The organism is Streptomyces antibioticus (assembly GCF_002019855.1).
Lineage (GTDB): Bacteria > Actinomycetota > Actinomycetes > Streptomycetales > Streptomycetaceae > Streptomyces > Streptomyces antibioticus_B.
In genome coordinates this window covers 3,410,309-3,429,737 of record NZ_CM007717.1, presented here as the reverse complement: position 1 = coordinate 3,429,737, position 19,429 = coordinate 3,410,309, and the positions used below count along the sequence as shown (strand labels likewise).

The window sequence follows — 19,429 nt, the reverse complement described above, 5'->3', positions numbered from 1 at the left end:
CAAATGGCGTCACTTGACTACACGCGTATAACAGCGCGCGGACCATCCTTGACAGGGATCCCTCCATTCCGCGCGGACCGAGCGCGTGGGGGAGGCTTCAAGTGACCCAGAGAACCTGGACGTTCAGAACCGCCGCGACGGTCGTAGCCCTCGCGGCGGCCTCGGCGACGTTCTCCACGTTCGCCGTGGCGCAGGCCGAAGAGAACGGCTCGCGCCAGCCGGCAGCGGTGGACCGGCACGACCCGCAGCCGGCCAAGGCCAAGGAGCACGACTTCGACGGCCCGCTCAGCAAGAGGCAGGAGGCCCAGCGCGAAGAGGCCCTCCGCCAGGTGATATCCGGCAACGCGTCGGTGAAGAACCGGGACGGCTCCAAGGTCGTCCAGCTCAAGAGCCGCAAGGGCGACAGCAAGTACGTCGAGCTGGGCCGGGAGAAGACCGACAAGATCTTCACGATCCTCGTCGAGTTCGGCGACCAGGTCGACCCCCGCTACGGCGGCACGCCCGGCCCGCTGCACAACCAGATAGCCAAGCCGGACCGCAAGAAGGACAACTCCACGGCCTGGCAGGCGGACTACGACCAGAAGCACTTCCAGGACCTCTACTTCGGCACCGGCAAGAAGACCGAGTCGCTGAAGAAGTACTACGAGAAGCAGTCCTCGGGCCGCTACTCGGTCGAGGGCGAAGTGACCGACTGGGTCAAGGTCCCCTACAACGAGGCCCGTTACGGCTCCAACGACGCCCCGACCGGCGCCTGGTACGCGGTCCAGGACGGCGTGACCGCCTGGGTCGCCGAGCGCGAGGCCGCGGGCGCCACGCCCGCCGAGATCAAGGCGGAACTGGCCGAGTTCGACCAGTGGGACCGCTACGACTTCGACGGCGACGGCGACTTCAACGAGCCCGACGGCTACATCGACCACTTCCAGATCGTGCACGCCGGTGAGGACGAGTCCGCGGGCGGCGGCGCACAGGGCGAGGACGCCATCTGGGCGCACCGCTGGTACGCCTTCGGCACCGACGCCGGTGCCACCGGCCCGGACACCAACAAGCTCGGCGGCACCCAGATCGGGAACTCCGGCATCTGGGTCGGCGACTACACCATCCAGCCGGAGAACGGCGGACTCGGCGTCTACGCCCACGAGTACGGCCACGACCTCGGTCTGCCGGACGAGTACGACACCTCCGGCGGCGGCGAGAACTCCACCGGCTTCTGGACCCTGATGTCCTCCGGTTCCTGGCTGGGCACCGGCAAGCAGTCCATCGGCGACCTGCCCGGCGACATGAACGCCTGGGACAAGCTCCAGCTCGGCTGGCTGGACTACGACGTCGCCCGCGCGGGCCGCAAGTCCACCCACAAGCTGGGTGTCGCGGAGTACAACACCAAGAACGCCCAGGCCCTCGTGGTCGAGCTGCCGGAGAAGGAGGTCACCACCGAGGTGGTCACCCCGGCGCAGGGTGCCACGCAGTGGTGGAGCGGCAGCGGTGACGATCTGCGCAACACCCTGACCCGCTCGGTCGATCTGACCGGCAAGTCGTCGGCGTCCCTGTCCCTGGACGGCTGGTGGGACATCGAGACCGACTACGACTACCTCTACACCGAGGTCTCCACGGACGGCGGCGCCAGCTACACGCCGATCGACGGCACGCTCGCCGACGGCACCGCGATCCCGCGCGACGGCAGCGGCAAGCCGGCCCTCACCGGCACGGTGGACGCCTACCAGAAGCTGACGTTCCCGCTGGACGCCTACGCCGGCCAGCAGATCAGCCTGCGCTTCCGTTACGCCACCGACGGCGGCGTGGCCCAGAAGGGCTTCGCGGCCGACCAGATCACCGTGACGGCGGACGGCGCCACGCTGTTCTCCGACAACGCGGAGGCCGCTGACGCCGCGTGGACGGCGAAGGGCTTCTCGCGCATCGGCGCGTCCATCACGGACGACTACGCGCAGTACTACATCGCCGAGAACCGCCAGTACGTGTCGTACGACAAGACCCTCAAGGTCGGCCCGTACAACTTCGGCTTCTCGACGACCCGTCCGGACTGGGTGGAGCACTACCCGTACCAGAACGGTCTGCTGATCTGGAAGTGGGACACCTCCCAGGCGGACGACAACACCAGCCAGCACCCGGGTGAGGGTCTGATCCTCCCGGTGGACTCGCACCCGACGCCGCTGAAGTGGGCCGACGGCACGGTGATGAACGCCCGGATCCAGAGCTTCGACTCGCCGTTCAGCACCTACCGCACGGACGCGATCACGCTGCACCGGGCGGACGTCGCGGTGAAGATCAAGTCCCGTCCGGGTGTCTCGGTCTTCGACGACGGCAAGTCGAGCTACTACGACCCGGCGACCCCGCTCGCGGGTGTCAGGGTCACTGACACCAACACCTCGATCAAGATCGTCAAGGAGCCGCGTGACGGCTCGACGATCACGGTGAAGGTCGGTCCTTCGAAGAAGTAGTCCGTAACTTCGCAGGTCAGAAGCGTATCGGCGGCAACCCCTTGGCGGGTTGCCGCCGGTCGTGTTTAGGTGCGTCCTGTGGCTCTCTTATTGACATCGGCCTGGGCACCGGCCCCGGCACCGACGAACACGGGGGTGTGACCGCATGGCCACAGGAGGCTTCTGCAAGCTGCCGGACGGACGGGTGGTGGTGGCCCTGAACCTGCCCCGCCCGACCGCCGCCGACCCCGCCCACGGGGTCCGGGTGCTGGTGCACGCGCACAACCGGGCACGGGCCCTGACCAGGCTCCGCAACCTCGGCCTGCGCGCCGTCTACCTCCGCGGCAACGCGGCCCCGCCGACCCCGGACGAGATCACCGCCGTCCTGCACCATCCGGACGGCCTGATATGGCGCACGGCCCCCGACCTCCGGGTCGCCCCCACGGCCCCGGAGCTGTGGCGCCCGATCCGCGCCCTCCTGCGCCCGGCGGCGGCGTAGGCCCACGGCCGTGGGCCGGCGGTCAGACCACCGGCTTGCCCGACAGGGCGACACCCGCCTCGCGCAGCTCCTCCAGGGCCCGCTCGGTGGTCTCCTCGGCCACCCCGGCCGTGAGGTCGAGCAGGACCTGGGTGCGGAAGCCCTCGCGGGCCGCGTCCAGGGCGGTGGCGCGCACACAGTGGTCGGTGGCGATGCCGACCACGTCCACCTCGTCGATCCCCCGCTCCCGCAGCCAGTCGCCCAGCGCCACGCCGTTCTCGTCGGTGCCCTCGAAACCGCTGTACGCGGCCGAGTAGGCGCCCTTGTCGAAGACGGCGTCGACGGCGCCGGAGGCGACCGCGGGCGCGAAGTTCGGGTGGAAGCCGACGCCCTCGGTGCCGGCGACGCAGTGCGCGGGCCAGGAGTGGACGAAGTCCGGGTTGTCGGCGAAGTGTCCGCCGGGGGCGATGTGGTGGTCCCGGGTGGCCACCACGTGCCGGTATCCGGCGGGGGCCTGCCCGATCAGCTCGGTGATCGCGGCGGCCACGTCGGCGCCGCCGGACACCGCGAGGCTGCCCCCCTCGCAGAAGTCGTTCTGCACGTCTACGACGATCAAGGCGCGGCGCATGGGCGGTGTCCTTCGACGATGGTTGAAGTGAACAAGCCTAGAGAGTCCACGGCCTGTACGGGAGGGGGCGTCCAGGGCCGTGTCGAGAGACGGGCACTTCCGGGGACGCCCGGCACGCTCTCCCGCCGCCGGGAGGGGCCCGTGGGCGGTTCCGGGCGCGGGCCCGGGTGTGCCCCGTACGAGAGCCGGCCCCCGGTCCGCGGCGCCCTGCCGGGCGGACGGCAGGACGTTCGCGCCGGGCTCGGCCTTCGCAGGCGGGCCCGTCCCGGGGCCCGTCGCGGACGCCGTCGGGCCTGTCCGGGGACGCCCGGCACGCTCTCCCGCCGCCGCCCAGCGGGGCTCGTCGGCGGTTCCGGGCGCGGGCCGGGGTGTGCCCTGTACGAGAGCCCGTCCCCGGCCCGCGGCGCCCCGCCGGGCAGACGGCGGGACCTTCGCACCGGGCTCGGCCTTCGCAGGCGGGCCCGTCCGGGGATGCTCGGCGCGCTCTCCCTCTGCCGGGAGGGGCCCGTCGGCGGTACCGGGTGCGGGCCCGGGTGCGCCCCGCACGGAAGTCTGTCCCCGGCCCGCGGCGCCCCGCCGGGCAGACGGCGGGACCTTCGCACCGGGCTCGGCCTTCGCAGGCGGGCCCGTCCGGGGATGCTCGGCGCGCTCTCCCTCTGCCGGGAGGGGCCCGTCGGCGGTACCGGGCGCGGGCCCGGGTGTGCCCCGCACGGAAGTCTGTCCCCGGCCCGCCGCGCCCCGCCGGGCGGACGGCGGGACGTTCGCATCAGGCCGGACGTCATGGCCGTACGTGGACGTACTCGGTCGGGAGGACCGGTTCGCCTCGGGAGAGTTGGGTCGCGGACAGGGGGAGGTTCGCGCGAGCGACCCGGTGGCGGTCGCGGACCGTGTCCAGGGGCTCGCGGGCGACGACCTCGCCGCCCTTGACCAGTTCCACCAGGAGCTGGTCGTCGGCGAGCGCGGCGGGCACCGCACCGGTGCCGACGACCTCGGCCTCGGCGACCCCGTCCGCGTCCCGCCGCCGCGCGGCCCACTTGCGGCCGCCGACGGAGGTCTTCCCGCCGGTCGACTTCTTCGCCACCGGCACCAGCGGCGCCTTCGGGTCGGCGGACTCGGCGCGCGCGACCAGCTTGTAGACCATCGAGCAGGTCGGGTGCCCGGACCCGGTCACGAGCTGGGTGCCGACGCCGTACGCGTCCACGGGCGCCGCGGCCAGCGAGGCGATGGCGTACTCGTCGAGGTCGGAGGTGACGATGATCCGGGTCTCCGTCGCGCCCAGCGCGTCGAGCTGCTGGCGCACCCGGTGCGCGACGAGCAGCAGGTCCCCGGAGTCGATGCGGACCGCGCCCAGCCCGGGCCCGGCCACCTCCACCGCCGTACGGACGGCCTCGGCGACGTCGTAGGTGTCCACCAGCAGGGTGGTGCCCTCGCCCAGCGAGTCCACCTGGGCCCGGAAGGCGTCCCGCTCGGTGTCGTGCAGCAGGGTGAAGGCGTGGGCGCTGGTGCCCACGGTGGGGATGCCGTAGCGGAAGCCGGCCGCCAGGTCGGAGGTGGTGGTGAAACCGCCGATGTAGGCGGCGCGGGCGGCGGCGACCGCGGCCAGCTCATGGGTGCGGCGGGCGCCCATCTCGATCAGCGGCCGGTCGCCGGCGGCCGAGGACATCCGGGAGGCGGCGGCCGCGATCGCGGAGTCGTGGTTGAGGATCGACAGGATCACGGTCTCCAGCAGCACGCACTCGGCGAAGGAGCCCTCCACCCGCAGGACGGGGGAGCCGGGGAAGTAGACCTCGCCCTCGGGGTAACCCCAGATGTCACCCGAGAAGCGGTATCCGGCGAGCCGGTCGAGGGTCTCCTCGTCGACGATCCCCCGCTCGCGCAGGAAGCCGAGGACGTCCGCGTCGAAGCGGAAGTTCTCCACGGCGTCCAGGACCCGCCCGGTGCCCGCGAGCACGCCGTAGCGCCGTCCCTCCGGCAGCCGCCGGGTGAAGACCTCGAACACGCTGCGCCGCTCGGCCGTGCCGGCCTTCAGCGCGGCCTGCAGCATGGTCAGCTCGTACTGGTCAGTGAAGAGCGCCGTAGACGGAACATCCACCGGCAGCCCAAGGTCCGCTGTGTTCATGGCAAGCATCGTAACCTATTTTCGTCAGTGTGACGATTTCCCCGTGGCGTGGCAGCATGGGCCGTGTGACGTCACCCGCGCCCCTGGAGATCGAACGGACCGAATCGGCGGAGGAGGTCTTCGCCGTCCCCGAGCCGGACGTCCCCTGGGTCACGATCGTCCACAACGACCCGGTCAACCTGATGAGCTACGTGACGTACGTCTTCCAGACGTACTTCGGCTACTCCAAGGACAAGGCCACCAAGCTCATGCTCGACGTCCACCACAAGGGCCGCGCGGTCGTCTCCAGCGGAAGCCGCGAGGAGATGGAACGCGACGTCCAGGCCATGCACGGCTACGGACTGTGGGCCACCCTCCAGCAGGACCGGAAGTAGCCTCCTCACTGATGCCTGGACACTTCGAACCGCTCCCCGGCGGCGGCGCGGCCGTCGCGCTCGACGACGTCGAGATCTCCATCATCCGCTCGCTGGCCGTGCAGCTCCTGGAGCTGATCGGGCCCGGCCCCGCCGAGGACGCCCCGGACGACCCGCTCGCGGAGCTGTTCGCCGACGGTCCGACCGAGCCCCCCGCCGACCCGGTGCTGCGCCGGCTCTTCCCGGACGCGTACACCGACCCCGAGGGCACGCCGGGGCCGAAGGAGGCGGACGAGCAGAAGGAGCACTCGGCCGAGTTCCGCCGCTACACCGAGAACGACCTGCGGGCCGGCAAGCGGGAGAACGCCCTCGCGGTGGTCCGCTCGCTGGACGCCCTCGCCCTGGACGCGAGCGGTGACGGCGGCGCCGTGCTGGAGCTGACCCCGCAGGACTCCCGGCAGTGGCTCGGCGCGCTCAACGACCTGCGGCTCGCGATCGGCGCCCGGCTGGACATCGGCGACGAGGACGACACCGACGTCCTCTACCGGCTGCCGGACGACGATCCGCGCAAGCCGATGGTGATGGCGTACCTGTGGCTCGGAGGGCTCCAGGAGACCCTCGTGACGACCCTTATGCCGTAGTACGTATGGCCCTTGTGCCGTAGTACGTGCGGCGTCCGCCCTAGCACTTCGTTCGCTCAGAGGACACTCAAATCCGGATAACGATCACGTCACCGTGATCGCCGGGAGTGTCCTCTTTGTTCTTCCTTCGTCCCCTTTTTCTTGTGGTCCGGGCCACATGTCGTGCCCGTGGGCCTTGTTGCGGCCGTGATAAATCTTCACGACCGCCCGGCGAACACCACCCACTGTTCCGCCGGGTGCGCCACCGAGCCGGTGACCGCCGGCCAGGCATCGCTCCATCAATCCGGGGGGATCGAAACCCGATCCGAGGCCGACGAGAGGCCCGGGTCGGCATGGAGAAAGGCGCACCACCACATGACCTCCGCTCAGGTCGACACGGAGAAGACGTCCGGAGGGACGTCCGGGCAGACGTCCGAAGAGGGGTACGAGCGCGGCCTCGGCAGCCGCCAGGTCCAGATGATCGCGATCGGCGGCGCCATCGGCGTCGGCCTCTTCCTGGGAGCCGGGGCGAACATCGCCAAGGCCGGTCCCAGCCTCATCGTGATGTACGCCCTCGCGGGCGCGATCGTCTTCTTCATCATGCGGGCGCTCGGCGAGCTGCTCCTGTACCGCCCGGTCTCGGGTTCCTTCGCGGAGTACTCGCGCGAGTTCCTCGGCCCGTTCTTCGGCTACTTCACCGGCTGGACGTACTGGCTGATGTGGGTGGTCACCGGCATGGCCGAGCTGACCGCCGCCGCCATCTACGTCCACTACTGGTTCCCCGGCATCCCCCAGTGGGTGACCGCCCTGGTCTTCCTGGTGATCCTCTTCGGGGTCAACCTGATCTCGGTGAAGGTCTTCGGAGAGCTGGAGTTCTGGTTCTCGATGGTCAAGGTCACCGCGCTCATCGGCATGATCGTGATCGGCCTCGGCGTTCTGACCTTCGGCTTCAGCGCGGCCGGCGACACCGCCGCCGTCTCCAACCTGTGGGCCTTCGACGGCTTCTTCCCCAAGGGCGTCGGCTCGTCCCTGATGACGCTCCAGGGCGTCATGTTCGCCTACCTCGCCGTCGAGCTGGTCGGCGTCACCGCCGGTGAGTCCGAGGACCCCGAGAAGACCCTCCCGAAGGCCATCAACACGCTTCCGTGGCGGATCGCGCTGTTCTACGTCGGCGCGCTCACCGTCATCCTCTGCGTGGTCAAGTGGACCGAGTTCGCGCCCGGCGTGAGCCCGTTCGTCGCCGCCTTCGCCAAGATCGGCATCCCGGCCGGCGCGGCCATCGTCAACTTCGTGGTCCTCACCGCCGCCCTGTCCTCCTGCAACTCCGGCATGTACTCCACGGGCCGGATGCTGCGCAACCTCGCCGACAGCGGCGAGGCCCCGGCGGCCTTCAAGAAGCTCTCCGCCACGAAGACGCCCGCCTTCGGCATCACGATCTCGGTCCTCTTCATGGGCATCGGCGTCGTCCTCAACTACATCGTCCCGGACAAGGCGTTCGGCTACGTCACCTCCGTCGCCACCGCGGCCGGCATCTGGACCTGGCTGATGATCCTGATCAGCCACGTCCTCTACCGCCGCGCGGTCGTCGCGGGCCGCCTCCCCGCCTCCTCCTTCCCGGCCCCCGGCGGCGCGGTGTGCAGTTGGATCGCCATCGCCTTCCTCCTCTTCGTCACCTGCCTGATCGCCTACGACCCTGACTCCCGCGTCTGCCTGTACGTCATGGCGGGCTGGGCCGCGGCCCTCGCCGCCGGCTGGACGATCCTGAAGAACCGGACTCCTGCGGCCCCGACGGGCCGGGACCCGGAGCTGGAGAAGGTCGGCTGACCCTCCGGGTGTCTGCCATGTGGACCGCCCCGTACCGCGCCTCGGTACGGGGCGGTCCCTCTGCTTATCCTGGCCAGCATGCTGACCATCACCCAGGAGCTCGTCGACCAGATCGTCGCCCACGCCCGCAAGGACCATCCCGACGAGGCGTGCGGCGTCGTCGCGGGGCCGGTGGGGTCGGACCGGCCCGTGCGGTTCATCCCGATGCTGAACGCGGCCATGTCGCCGACGTTCTACGAGTTCGACTCAGGCGACCTGCTCCGGCTCTACCGGGACATGGACGACCGGGACGAGGAACCGGTGATCGTCTACCACTCCCACACCGCCACCGAGGCGTACCCCTCCCGCACCGACATCTCCTACGCCAACGAGCCCGGCGCCCACTACGTCCTCGTCTCGACCGCCGACACCGACGGCGGCGGCGACTTCCAGTTCCGTTCGTTCCGGATCGTGGCGGGGGAGGTCACCGAGGAGGAGGTCAAGGTCGTGGACTCCTACTGATCTCGGGTGCCGATGTCGTGCCGATCTCGCTCCCCGGGCGGTATTCATCCAGCATGCGAGATCACATCTCGGGACCCGGGCCGGGAATCGATACGATGAGCCCATGGTTCTGAACGACGTGAGCGAGAAGGCGCCGGGCACCGTGCTCGTGGCGCGGCTGCACGTCGACCTGTGCAGGCTGAACAGCGCCATCTGTTGACGTTCCCTGCCGCCGTACGGCCGTGAGCCGCGGCGCGTGTGCCGCCGCCGCGCATCCACAGACCCGACCCACCCGACAGGAGTCCGCAACCATGGCCATCGAGGTCCGCATCCCCACCATCCTCCGCCAGTACACCGACGGTCAGAAGGCGGTGGAGGGCAGCGGTGAGACCCTCGCCGATCTGTTCACCGACCTCGAGACCCGACATGCGGGCATCCACGCCCGGATCGTGGACGACGGCAAGCTGCGCCGCTTCGTCAACGTCTACCTCAACGACGAGGACGTCCGTTTCGTCGACGGCATCGACACCAAGCTGACCGACGGCGACACCGTGACGATCCTGCCGGCCGTCGCCGGCGGCATGGCCTAGGCCCGCTGACCGACGATGCGTTACGACTCCCCGCTGGCCGCGGTGGGCAACACCCCCCTGGTGCGCCTGCCGCGGATCTCGCCGTCCCCCGACGTCCGTATCTGGGCGAAGCTGGAGGACCGCAACCCCACCGGCTCGGTCAAGGACCGCCCCGCCCTGCACATGGTCGAGCAGGCGGAGAAGGACGGCCGGCTCACCCCCGGCTGCACCATCCTCGAACCGACGAGCGGCAACACCGGCATCTCCCTCGCCATGGCCGCCAAGCTCAAGGGCTACCGCATCGTCTGCGTGATGCCCGAGAACACCTCGCAGGAACGCCGGGACCTGCTCGCCATGTGGGGCGCCGAGATCATCTCCTCCCCGGCCGCCGGCGGCTCCAACACCGCCGTGCGCGTCGCCAAGGAACTCGCCGCCGAGCACCCCGACTGGGTGATGCTCTACCAGTACGGCAACCCGGACAACGCCGGCGCGCACTACGCCACCACCGGCCCGGAGATCCTCGCCGACCTGCCGTCCGTCACCCACTTCGTGGCCGGCCTCGGCACCACCGGCACCCTCATGGGCGTCGGCCGCTACCTGCGCGAACACAAGCCGGACGTCAAGATCGTCGCCGCCGAGCCGCGCTACGACGACCTGGTCTACGGCCTGCGCAACCTCGACGAGGGCTTCGTCCCCGAGCTGTACGACGCCTCCGTCCTCACCACCCGCTTCTCGGTCGGCTCGGCGGACGCGGTCACCCGCACCCGTGAGCTGCTCCAGCAGGAGGGCATCTTCGCCGGGGTTTCCACCGGCGCCGCCCTGCACGCCGCGATCGGCGTCGGCCGCAAGGCCGTCCAGGCCGGCGAGAGCGCCGACATCGTGTTCGTGGTCGCCGACGGCGGCTGGAAGTACCTGTCGACCGGCGTCTACACGGCCCCCACCACGGAGGACGCCATCGCGACCCTCCAGGGCCAGCTCTGGGCCTGAGCACCCGCGCGGAACCACGCCTGGCTGCGCCGGTCTACGTCGCGAGGTGACGGACCTGGTCCCACAGGACCGGGTCCACCACCCCGACCCGGCGCCGGAATCCGCCCAGCGGAACCTGCCGCAGCTCGTCGGTCTCCAGGAAACTCGGCCGCCCCTGCGCGTCACCGACGGCACCCGGCGGCAGCGGGATCACCCCGGCCCGCTCGTCGCGGTACTTGCTGGTGATCTTCGCGACCGTCGCCCGGTCGCCCCGCACCCCGAGCACCAGACACGGCCGGTCCTTGGCCCCCGGCCCGTCCTCGAACGGCACGTCCGCCCACCAGATCTCCGCCGGCTGCGGCCGCCCCACCGCACCCCGCGCCCTGCCCCTCGGCCGGCCGGGTGCCCGCCCCGGCGGCCGGGACCTGCGCCCCGCCGGACGACGACCGCGCCCCCAGCCGTCCACGAGCGCGGCGACGAACGCCAGCAGTACCACCGCCGCGAGCGCCAGCCACCAGGACGTGTCCATGAGGACGACGTTACCGGCGCGCGCACGGCGACGCGCGCCTTCTTCTGACCACGCGCGCCCTCACGTTCCACGCCGCGCCCCGGTTCCAGCCGAACCGGTGACAGCACAGGTGAGTTCGCCCACAACAGCCCTTGGCGGAGGAGCGACCCGGCGTTTCGCGCCTTACGCTCGACGAACCGCACGACCCCCGTCGCCCCCCAACTCTCGATTTCCCGCCAGCGGAGGTTTCTGCTTTATGAAGCTCACCGTCGTCGGCTGCTCGGGGTCGTTCCCGTCCGCGGAATCGGCCTGCTCGAGCTACCTCGTCGAGGCCGACGGCTTCAGGTTGCTTCTCGACATGGGCAACGGCGCCCTGGGCGAGTTGCAGCGCCACTGCGGTCTCTACGACCTCGACGCGATCTTCCTGAGTCATCTGCACGCCGACCACTGCATCGACATGTGCGCGTACTTCGTGGCGCGCTACTACCGGCACGACGGCGGCCGCTGCGCCCCGATCCCGGTCTACGGACCCGAGGGCACGGAGCACCGGCTGACCACCGCCTACGCCGACACCCCCTCGGCCTCCTCCATGAGCGAGGTCTTCGACTTCCACACGGTCAAACCCTCCACCTTCGACGTCGGCCCGTTCACGGTCCACACCGAACGCGTCGCGCACCCGGTGGAGGCGTACGGCATCCGCGTCGAACACGGCGGCCGCTCGCTCACCTACTCCGGTGACACCGGTCTCAGCCCCGCGCTGGAGGAACTCGCCCGCGACACCGACCTGTTCCTGTGCGAGGCCGCCTTCACGCACGGCAAGGAGAACATCCCCGACCTGCACCTCAACGGCCGCGAGGCGGGCGAGACGGCGACCCGGGCCGGCGCCCGCCGCCTGGTCCTCACCCACATCCCCCCGTGGACCGACCCCGAGGTAAACCTCACCGACGCCCGCGCGGCCTACGCGGGCCCGGTGGAACTGGCGAGGCCGAGGGTGACGTACGAGATCTGACCGGCACGAGAAAGGCCCCCGGATCACTCCGGGGGCCTTCGTCGTGCGTGCGGGGAGGCACGCGAGGGCTCACGCCTTGGTGAGGTCCTCGACCTCCTCCTCGGGCTCACGGCCCGGGGTGGGGATGTTCCACTTGGTGATCGCGAAGCGGAAGACCGAGTAGTAGATCGCCGCGAAGACCAGACCGATCGGGATGATCAGCCAGGGCTTGGTGGCGAGGTTCCAGTTGAGGAAGTAGTCGATCGCGCCGGCCGAGAAGCTGAAGCCGTGGTGCACGCCCAGCGCCCAGGTGACGGCCATCGAGAGCGCCGTGAGCAGGGCGTGGATGACGTACAGCGCCGGGGCGATGAACATGAACGCGAACTCGATCGGCTCGGTGATGCCGGTGACGAACGAGGTCAGCGCGAGGGAGATCATCATGCCGCCGACGGCCTTGCGGCGCTCGGGACGGGCCGCGTGCGTGATCGCCAGGGCGGCGGCCGGCAGCGCGAACATCATGATCGGGAAGAAGCCGGTCATGAACTGGCCGGCGGTCGGGTCGCCGTGGAAGAAGCGCGGCAGGTCGCCGTGCCACGTCGCACCGGAGGCGTCCTTGAAGGAGCCGATCTCCTGCCAGGCCACCGTGTTGACGAACTGGTGCATGCCGACCGGGAGCAGCGCGCGGTTGATGGCGCCGAAGATGCCCGCGCCGACGGCGCCGAGGCCGGTCATCCACTCGCCGAAGTTGGTGATGACGTCACCGATCGGCTCCCACACCAGGCCGAAGAAGACGCCGACGGCGGTGCCGATGAAGGCCATCAGGATCGGCACCAGACGGCGGCCGTTGAAGAAGCCCAGCCAGTCGGGGAGCTTGGTGCGGTGGAAGCGCTGCCAGGTGACGGCGGCTATCAGACCCATGACGATGCCGCCGAGCACCTTGGGGTCGTTGTAGGTGGCGGCGACGTCCGCGCCCTCGGTGACCTTCGCCTCGCTGATCGGGAACGCGGTCAGCACGTTCTTGTAGACCAGGAACCCGACCAGGGCGGCCAGCGCCGTCGAGCCGTCGGCCTTCTTGGCGAAGCCGATCGCGATGCCGACACAGAACAGCAGCGGCAGGTTGGCGAAGACCGCGTCGCCGGCGGTGGCGAACACGTCCGCGACCTTGCCCCAGCCCAGACCGTCCTTGCCGAACACGTCGGGCTGGCCGAGACGCAGAAGCAGGCCCGCCGCGGGCAGCACGGCGATGGGTAGCTGGAGGCTGCGGCCGACCTTCTGGAGGCCCTGGAAAAGGCCGGATCCCCACTTCTTCGCAGGGGCCGCCGGTGGCGCTGTGGCGGTGCTCATAGACTTCCTCCATCGGTGCTGGTCTACACCAATCCCTGAGTGGTGTAGACCATGTTCTAGCACGGTGAAGGCGATATAAGGAACCCGTCAGATCTGCAACCGGAGCGCTACACTCCGTGCCCGATCTTGGACCGGATCTTGGACGTTCGCCCGGAATGCCCGGGCACGCCGAAGGCCCCCGGAAGCACGCTCCGGGGGCCTTCGAAGCCGTACGGCGTCAGGCCTTGGTGACGTCCTCGTGCTCCTCCTCCGGCTCCCGCCCCGGCGTCTTCAGATCGAACCGGGTGATCGCGAAACGGAAGATGACGTAGTACACCGCCGCGAAGCACAGCCCGATCGGAATGATCGCCCACGGCTTCGTCGCCAGGTTCCAGTTGATGACGTAGTCGATCAGACCGGCCGAGAAGCTGAACCCGTCGTGCACCCCGAGCCCCCAGGTCACCGCCATGGACACACCCGTCAGCACCGCGTGCACCGCGTACAGCAGCGGCGCCACGAACAGGAACGAGTACTCGATCGGCTCCGTGATCCCGGTGACGAACGACGTCAGCGCCACCGACAGCATCAGCCCGCCGACCTCCTTGCGCCGGTTCGCACGCGCGCAGTGGGTGATCGCCAGCGCCGCCGCCGGCAGGGCGAACATCATGATCGGGAAGAAGCCCGAGGTGAACTGTCCCGCGTCCGGGTCGCCCGCCAGGAACATGTTGATGTCACCGTGCACCACCGTGCCGTCCGGCTTGGTGTAGCTGCCGAACTGGAACCAGATGGGCACGTTCAGGAACTGGTGCAGACCGATCACCAGCAACGCCCGGTTCGCCACACCGAAGATGCCCGCACCCCAGGCGCCCAGATCGCTCAGCCAGTCGCTGAAGCTCTCCAAGCCGTCACCGATCGGCGGCCACACCCACAGACACAGCGCCGCGAAGCCGATCGCCACGAACGACATGATGATCGGCACCAGCCGCCGCCCGTTGAAGAAGCCCAGCCAGTCCACCAGCTTGGTGCGGTGGTAGCGCTGCCAGAAGAACGCCGACAGCAGACCCATCACGATGCCGCCGAACACCCCGGGGTTCTGATAGGTGAACGCCACCACCGTCTGGTCGACCGTCGCCATGCAGCCGATGTTCGGGATCGCCTCCGACCCCGAGGGGCAGTCCTCCGGGAACTGCCGCAACACCGTGTAGTAGACGAGGAATCCGGCCACCGCCGCCAGCGCCGTCGAGCCGTCCGCCTTCTTCGCCATGCCGATGGCCACGCCCACGCAGAACAGCATCGGCAGGCCCAGCTCCGAGTTGAGCAGCGCGCCGCCCGCGCCGGCCATCACCTTCGAGATGTCCGTCCAGCCCAGACCGTCGTCCCCGAACACGTCCGGCTGCCCCAGCCGGTTCAGGATGCCGGCCGCGGGCAGTACCGCGATCGGGAGCTGAAGACTGCGGCCCATCTTCTGCAACCCCTGGAACAGGGCGTTCCAGCGGGCCCGGCCGGGACTCACCGCACTGTCGGCACTCATCCGCATCCTTCCGCGGGGGAAGCTGGCTTGGCGACCGTCCGCCCGGTGGTGTAGACCAGTCGCGGACGGTTCCGCCGTCGTGTCGCCATCCTTCGGTACGCACGACAGGACCGCTCGCGAAGATGGGCCAACTGTGGGTTACTGCGACAAAGCGGTTCGCACCAGGGAATTCAGGGAGACCGAACATGGCCAGCAAGGCTGAGAAGATCGTCGCCGGGCTCGGCGGACTCGACAACATCGAAGAGATCGAGGGCTGCATCACGCGCCTGCGCACCGAGGTCTCCAACCCCGACCTGGTCGACGAAGCCGCCCTCAAGGCCGCGGGCGCCCACGGCGTCGTCCGGATGGGCACCGCCGTCCAGGTCGTCATCGGCACCGACGCGGACCCCATCGCCGCGGAGATCGAAGACATGATGTGAGCCGGCACGAGCCGGTGTGAGCCCCGAGGGCTCACCGGAAGGGGCCGCTTCCCACCGGGGGAGGGCCCCTTCCGCCGTTACGACTAGGCTCGACGCCATGTCACGCATCGACGGCCGCACCCCCGAACAGCTCCGCCCCGTCACCATCGAACGCGGCTGGAGCAAGCACGCCGAAGGCTCCGTCCTCGTCTCCTTCGGCGACACCAAGGTCTTCTGCACCGCCTCCGTCACCGAGGGCGTCCCGCGCTGGCGCAAGGGCAGCGGCGAAGGCTGGGTCACCGCCGAGTACTCCATGCTGCCCCGCGCCACCAACACCCGCGGCGACCGCGAGTCCGTCCGCGGCAAGATCGGCGGCCGCACCCACGAGATCTCCCGGCTGATCGGCCGCTCCCTGCGCGCCGTCATCGACTACAAGGCGCTCGGCGAGAACACCATCGTCCTGGACTGCGACGTCCTCCAGGCCGACGGCGGCACCCGCACCGCCGCCATCACCGGCGCCTACGTCGCCCTCGCCGACGCCATCACCTGGGCCCAGGGCCGCAAGCTCATCAGGGCCGGCCGCCAGCCCCTCACCGGCACCGTCTCCGCCGTCTCCGTCGGCATCGTCGGCGGGATCCCCCTCCTCGACCTCTGCTACGAGGAGGACGTCAAGGCCGACACCGACATGAACGTCGTCTGCACCGGCGACGGCCGCTTCGTCGAGGTCCAGGGCACCGCCGAGGCCGAGCCCTTCGCCCGCGACGAACTCAACTCCCTGCTCGACCTCGCCGTCTCCGGATGCACCGAACTGGCCTCCCTCCAGCGGGCCGCGCTTGATACCGTCCTCGGAAAGTAAAGAGCGCACAAAGAAGGGTGCCGCGCGGGGGCAACCCCGGCGCGCGCCCCGGCGTCTTGGCCAGTACGCAGGGCAGCACGCCGACGGGGGGCCTCCCTGGGGGCCTGACAGAGGGAGGAACACAGCCATGGCCAAGTTCGGGAGCCGGGTCCGACGCCGGGGCGGCCGTACCGCCGCGGTCGCCGCCACGGCCGTCGCGCTCACGCTCGGGCTCACGGTGACCGGCTGCGACGCCGTCAGCAAGGCGCTGGACTGCGTCCAGACCGCCGACGCCATCGCCGACAGCGTCACCGACCTCCAACAGGCCGTCGAGAACGCCTCGAACGACCCCACCCAGCTCGAGGAGTCCCTCAACTCCATCGACCAGAACCTCGACGAGATAGGCGCCAAGACCGACAACGCCGACGTCAACAAGGCGGTCGAGGACCTCGGGGACGCCGTCGCGAACGTCCGCACGGCCGTGCAGAACGGCGACAACACCCCCGACCTCAGCCCGATCACGGACGCGGCGGGCGAACTGACGAAGGTCTGCACGCCGTAACGGACACGGGCGCCGGGGGCACGGGGACCGGGCGGGATACTGAACCCCATGACCCGCCTGATCCTCGCCACCCGCAACGCCGGAAAGATCACCGAACTCAGGTCGATCCTCGCCGACGCAGGTCTGCCCCACGACCTCGTCGGCGCGGACGCCTACCCGGAGATCCCCGACGTCAAGGAAACCGGCGTCACCTTCGCCGAGAACGCGCTCCTCAAGGCCCACGCCCTCGCCCGCGCCACGGGCCTGCCGGCCGTCGCCGACGACTCGGGCCTGTGCGTCGACGTCCTGGGCGGCGCCCCCGGCATCTTCTCCGCCCGCTGGTCCGGCACCCACGGCGACGACCGGGCCAACCTCGACCTGCTCCTCGCCCAACTCTCCGACATCGCCGAGGAACACCGCGCCGCCCACTTCGCCTGCGCGGCCGCCCTCGCCCTCCCGGACGGCACGGAACGCGTCGTGGAGGGCCGACTCCGCGGCACCCTCCGCCACACCCCCACGGGCACCAACGGCTTCGGCTACGACCCGATCCTCCAGCCCGACGGCGACACCCGCACCTGCGCCGAACTGACCCCCCCAGAAAAAAACGCCATCAGCCACCGAGGCAAGGCCTTCCGCGGCCTGGTCCCGGTCATCCGGGAGCTGCTGAGCTGAGCCGGCACGGGGAAGGGCCGCCCCGAGGGGCGGCCCTTCCGTGTCGTGCGTGCGGCCGGTGGGACTCGAACCCACACGGGTGTTAACCCACTGGGACCTAAACCCAGCATGACTGCCAAATTCCATCACGGCCGCTCAAAAACGGTCATCGCGCTCGACCGGCGGCCCTCAGTGTACGGGCCCGTCGCCTCACCGGGCGAGTGGAACCCTTCACTTCCGGTGACACCACGTCTGCGCCGGCGCTTGCCAGTTGGGGCACTCCGGGAACGGGAGCGGCCCGCGTCGGTGTGTGCCGGGCGCGGGCCGTTCGGAGGGGGAGGGGCGGTCAGATGGAGAGGTCCTTGATGAGCTTGGCCACGTGGCCGGTGGCTCGGACGTTGTAGAGGGCGTGTTCGACCTTGCCCTGCTCGTCGACGATGATCGTGGAGCGGATGACGCCCTGGTAGGTCTTGCCGTAGTTCTTCTTCTCGCCGAACGCGGCGTACGCGTCGAGGACGCTCTTGTCGGGGTCGGCGAGGAGGGTGACCTTGAGGGACTCCTTCTCGCGGAACTTGGCCAGCTTCTCGGGGGCGTCCGGCGAGATGCCGATGACGTCGTACCCGGCGCCGGCCAGGAGGTCGAGGTTGTCGGTGAAGTCGCAGGCCTGCTTGGTGCAGCCCGGGGTGAGGGCCGCGGGGTAGAAGTAGACGATGACCTTGCGGCCCTTGTGGTCCGACAGGGACACCTCGTTGCCGTCGGCGTCGGGGAGGGTGAAGGCGGGGGCCACGTCCCCGGGCTGGAGTCGCTCGCTCATCGCTCCAGCGTAACCGGGGGTCCTGACAGTGCGATCGCGGGCAGAGCTGACAGACTGTCCGGGACAGACAACCGACAGCAGACAAGCACCGGCTCACTTCGGAGGCCCCACCGTGGCGGACACGTCGGACACCAGAACCCCGGCGCAGATCGAGGCGGACATCAGGGCCCGCCGGACGGCCCTGGCCGAGACGCTGGACGAGATCGGGGTGCGGGTGCACCCGAAGACCATCGTCGGGGACGCCAAGGCCAAGGTCGTCGCCAACGTCGACCACACGATCGGCCGCGCCTATGTGCAGGTCAACCGTGCCGTCACCGACGTACGGTCGAAGTTCGTGGACGAGGACGGCGCGCCCCGGCTGGAGCGGATCGTGCCGGTCGCGCTCGCCGTCGTCGGCGTCGTGGGACTGCTCGCGCTGGGTGCCCGGCGCCGCAGGTCCTGAGCGGCGGCCCGGCGCGTCCGTGGACGGCGAAGGCAGGTAGGTTCGAGGCGTGAGCGGTAAGAGAAGCGAGCAGAACGGCCCCCAGCACGACAAGCTGCCCATCCGGATGCTGCACGACCGGGTGCTGGTGCGGCAGGACGCCAGTGAGGGCGAGCGGCGTTCCGGCGGCGGCATCCTGATCCCGGCGACGGCGGCCGTGGGCCGTCGGCTGGCCTGGGCGGAGGTCGTCGCGGTCGGTCAGAACGTGCGGACCGTCGAGCCGGGCGACCGGGTGCTGTACGACCCGGAGGACCGGGCCGAGGTGGAGGTGCGGGGCGTGGCCTACGTGCTGATGCGGGAGCGCGATCTGCACGCGGTGGCCGCGGACCGCTTCGAGGGCTCGGAGGACACCACCGGGCTGTATCTGTAGAACCTGCAAGAACCCGAAAGAACCTGTGGATCGACGGTTCTGGACGCCCGTAGGGGCTGGTGACCATGGTCACCAGCCCCTACGGCTTTTCTTTGCTAGGTTGAGGAGTGGAGCCAGCCCGACGAGACGCGCCGTACCGGGTGAGAGACGTAAAGACGACGCACCCCGTTCCGAACCGTCCCGGAGGTGCCCCATGGCCTGGGTTCTGCTCGTCGTCGCCGGTCTGCTGGAGGTCGGCTGGTCCGTCGGTATGAAGTACACCGACGGCTTCACCCGGCTCGTGCCCAGCCTGTTCACCGGTGCCGGCATCGTCGCGAGCATGCTGCTGCTGTCGTACGCGACGCGCTCGCTGCCCATCGGCACGGCCTACGGCGTGTGGGTGGGGATCGGCGCGGCCGGGGCGGCGGTGGTCGGGATGGTGGTGCTGGGTGAGCCGGCCACCGCCGCGCGGATCTTCTTCGTGGCCCTGCTGCTGGTCGCCGTGATCGGTCTCAAGGCGACCGGCGGCCACTGAGCCGCC

The 19,429-nt window shown here is 70.1% G+C and carries 23 protein-coding genes, 1 tRNA gene and 1 riboswitch; of the genes, 17 read left to right on the top strand and 7 right to left on the bottom strand.

Translation table 11 applies throughout. The features are described 5' to 3' along the window. Positions 1-101: 101 nt before the first annotated feature. Both AFM16_RS15240 and AFM16_RS15235 read left to right on the top strand, forming a co-directional pair. Positions 102-2,453: an immune inhibitor A domain-containing protein gene (locus AFM16_RS15240; RefSeq protein WP_078633632.1), complete on the top strand. Its 2,352-nt coding sequence runs from the start codon at positions 102-104 to the stop codon at positions 2,451-2,453. A gap of 145 nt (positions 2,454-2,598) precedes the next feature. Continuing rightward, on the top strand, positions 2,599-2,931 hold the full coding sequence (locus AFM16_RS15235) for a hypothetical protein (protein ID WP_030780264.1): 333 nt from the start codon (positions 2,599-2,601) through the stop codon (positions 2,929-2,931). Between the two features lie 22 nt (positions 2,932-2,953). Here the strand turns inward: AFM16_RS15235 and AFM16_RS15230 are convergent, their stop codons facing one another. Continuing rightward, positions 2,954-3,538 (bottom strand): nicotinamidase, encoded by a 585-nt coding sequence (locus tag AFM16_RS15230; RefSeq protein ID WP_030780261.1) that lies wholly within the window; start codon positions 3,536-3,538, stop codon positions 2,954-2,956. A 778-nt stretch (positions 3,539-4,316) separates the two neighbouring features. After that, a complete protein-coding gene (locus AFM16_RS15225) occupies positions 4,317-5,657 on the bottom strand; it encodes a nicotinate phosphoribosyltransferase (protein ID WP_030780249.1) in 1,341 nt (446 codons plus the stop codon). Between the two features lie 56 nt (positions 5,658-5,713). Between AFM16_RS15225 and clpS the strand changes: the two genes are divergently transcribed. The 7 genes from clpS to AFM16_RS15195 all read left to right on the top strand — a co-directional run bounded on the left by clpS (position 5,714) and on the right by AFM16_RS15195 (position 10,490). Then, positions 5,714-6,031, top strand: coding sequence for an ATP-dependent Clp protease adapter ClpS (clpS, locus tag AFM16_RS15220; protein ID WP_030780237.1), 318 nt, complete (start codon positions 5,714-5,716; stop codon positions 6,029-6,031). Positions 6,032-6,042: 11 nt separating this feature from the next. Further along, the gene (locus AFM16_RS15215) at positions 6,043-6,651 is read left to right on the top strand and encodes a DUF2017 domain-containing protein (protein WP_030780235.1); all 609 of its coding nucleotides are present in this window, start codon (positions 6,043-6,045) and stop codon (positions 6,649-6,651) included. Between the two features lie 354 nt (positions 6,652-7,005). Further along, positions 7,006-8,454, top strand: coding sequence for an amino acid permease (locus tag AFM16_RS15210; RefSeq protein ID WP_030780232.1), 1,449 nt, complete (start codon positions 7,006-7,008; stop codon positions 8,452-8,454). 78 nt (positions 8,455-8,532) lie between these two features. Then, positions 8,533-8,955 carry a M67 family metallopeptidase gene (locus tag AFM16_RS15205; RefSeq protein WP_030780230.1) on the top strand — a complete coding sequence of 141 codons (423 nt, stop codon included), beginning with the start codon at positions 8,533-8,535 and terminating at the stop codon, positions 8,953-8,955. Between the two features lie 103 nt (positions 8,956-9,058). Further along, positions 9,059-9,154, top strand: coding sequence for a putative leader peptide (locus tag AFM16_RS40645; RefSeq protein WP_323181625.1), 96 nt, complete (start codon positions 9,059-9,061; stop codon positions 9,152-9,154). A gap of 91 nt (positions 9,155-9,245) precedes the next feature. Then, positions 9,246-9,524, top strand: coding sequence for a MoaD/ThiS family protein (locus tag AFM16_RS15200; protein WP_057574449.1), 279 nt, complete (start codon positions 9,246-9,248; stop codon positions 9,522-9,524). A gap of 15 nt (positions 9,525-9,539) precedes the next feature. Further along, the gene (locus AFM16_RS15195) at positions 9,540-10,490 is read left to right on the top strand and encodes a PLP-dependent cysteine synthase family protein (RefSeq protein ID WP_078633631.1); all 951 of its coding nucleotides are present in this window, start codon (positions 9,540-9,542) and stop codon (positions 10,488-10,490) included. A 34-nt stretch (positions 10,491-10,524) separates the two neighbouring features. Here AFM16_RS15195 and AFM16_RS15190 read toward each other — a convergent pair whose 3' ends face one another. Next, the gene (locus tag AFM16_RS15190) at positions 10,525-10,998 is read right to left on the bottom strand and encodes a type II toxin-antitoxin system PemK/MazF family toxin (protein WP_030780221.1); all 474 of its coding nucleotides are present in this window, start codon (positions 10,996-10,998) and stop codon (positions 10,525-10,527) included. A 235-nt stretch (positions 10,999-11,233) separates the two neighbouring features. Between AFM16_RS15190 and AFM16_RS15185 the strand changes: the two genes are divergently transcribed. Then, positions 11,234-11,986, top strand: coding sequence for an MBL fold metallo-hydrolase (locus AFM16_RS15185; RefSeq protein ID WP_030780218.1), 753 nt, complete (start codon positions 11,234-11,236; stop codon positions 11,984-11,986). Between the two features lie 69 nt (positions 11,987-12,055). Here the strand turns inward: AFM16_RS15185 and AFM16_RS15180 are convergent, their stop codons facing one another. Together AFM16_RS15180 and AFM16_RS15175 are read right to left on the bottom strand one after the other, a co-directional pair. Beyond that, positions 12,056-13,309, bottom strand: a complete 1,254-nt coding sequence (locus tag AFM16_RS15180) for a PTS transporter subunit EIIC (RefSeq protein WP_030780215.1) — start codon at positions 13,307-13,309, stop codon at positions 12,056-12,058. A 217-nt stretch (positions 13,310-13,526) separates the two neighbouring features. Then, entirely contained in the window at positions 13,527-14,819 is a 1,293-nt protein-coding gene (locus AFM16_RS15175) for a PTS transporter subunit EIIC (RefSeq protein ID WP_030780212.1), read from the bottom strand. Between the two features lie 185 nt (positions 14,820-15,004). On the opposite strand from AFM16_RS15175, the gene AFM16_RS15170 reads away from it, so the two are divergent. The 4 genes from AFM16_RS15170 to rdgB all read left to right on the top strand — a co-directional run bounded on the left by AFM16_RS15170 (position 15,005) and on the right by rdgB (position 17,265). After that, positions 15,005-15,238 (top strand): PTS sugar transporter subunit IIB, encoded by a 234-nt coding sequence (locus tag AFM16_RS15170; RefSeq protein WP_030780209.1) that lies wholly within the window; start codon positions 15,005-15,007, stop codon positions 15,236-15,238. Positions 15,239-15,335: 97 nt separating this feature from the next. Next, the gene (gene rph, locus AFM16_RS15165) at positions 15,336-16,073 is read left to right on the top strand and encodes a ribonuclease PH (RefSeq protein WP_030780205.1); all 738 of its coding nucleotides are present in this window, start codon (positions 15,336-15,338) and stop codon (positions 16,071-16,073) included. A gap of 127 nt (positions 16,074-16,200) precedes the next feature. Then, the gene (locus tag AFM16_RS15160) at positions 16,201-16,614 is read left to right on the top strand and encodes a hypothetical protein (protein WP_030780202.1); all 414 of its coding nucleotides are present in this window, start codon (positions 16,201-16,203) and stop codon (positions 16,612-16,614) included. 48 nt (positions 16,615-16,662) lie between these two features. Next, positions 16,663-17,265: an RdgB/HAM1 family non-canonical purine NTP pyrophosphatase gene (rdgB, locus tag AFM16_RS15155; RefSeq protein ID WP_030780199.1), complete on the top strand. Its 603-nt coding sequence runs from the start codon at positions 16,663-16,665 to the stop codon at positions 17,263-17,265. A gap of 50 nt (positions 17,266-17,315) precedes the next feature. On the opposite strand, the gene AFM16_RS15150 is transcribed toward rdgB, so the two are convergent. Then, positions 17,316-17,400, bottom strand: a tRNA-Leu gene (locus AFM16_RS15150). A gap of 190 nt (positions 17,401-17,590) precedes the next feature. After that, complete coding sequence (gene bcp / locus AFM16_RS15145; RefSeq protein WP_078633630.1) at positions 17,591-18,058, bottom strand: thioredoxin-dependent thiol peroxidase; 468 nt, start codon at positions 18,056-18,058, stop codon at positions 17,591-17,593. 112 nt (positions 18,059-18,170) lie between these two features. On the opposite strand from bcp, the gene AFM16_RS15140 reads away from it, so the two are divergent. The 3 genes from AFM16_RS15140 to sugE all read left to right on the top strand — a co-directional run bounded on the left by AFM16_RS15140 (position 18,171) and on the right by sugE (position 19,423). Further along, the gene (locus AFM16_RS15140; RefSeq protein ID WP_030780195.1) at positions 18,171-18,500 is read left to right on the top strand and encodes a DUF3618 domain-containing protein; all 330 of its coding nucleotides are present in this window, start codon (positions 18,171-18,173) and stop codon (positions 18,498-18,500) included. A gap of 106 nt (positions 18,501-18,606) precedes the next feature. Further along, on the top strand, positions 18,607-18,909 hold the full coding sequence (locus tag AFM16_RS15135; protein ID WP_179123375.1) for a GroES family chaperonin: 303 nt from the start codon (positions 18,607-18,609) through the stop codon (positions 18,907-18,909). 93 nt (positions 18,910-19,002) lie between these two features. Beyond that, positions 19,003-19,074, top strand: a riboswitch (guanidine-III (ykkC-III) riboswitch). A gap of 28 nt (positions 19,075-19,102) precedes the next feature. Beyond that, positions 19,103-19,423 carry a quaternary ammonium compound efflux SMR transporter SugE gene (sugE, locus tag AFM16_RS15130; protein WP_030780191.1) on the top strand — a complete coding sequence of 107 codons (321 nt, stop codon included), beginning with the start codon at positions 19,103-19,105 and terminating at the stop codon, positions 19,421-19,423. The last annotated feature ends 6 nt before the right edge of the window (positions 19,424-19,429 follow it).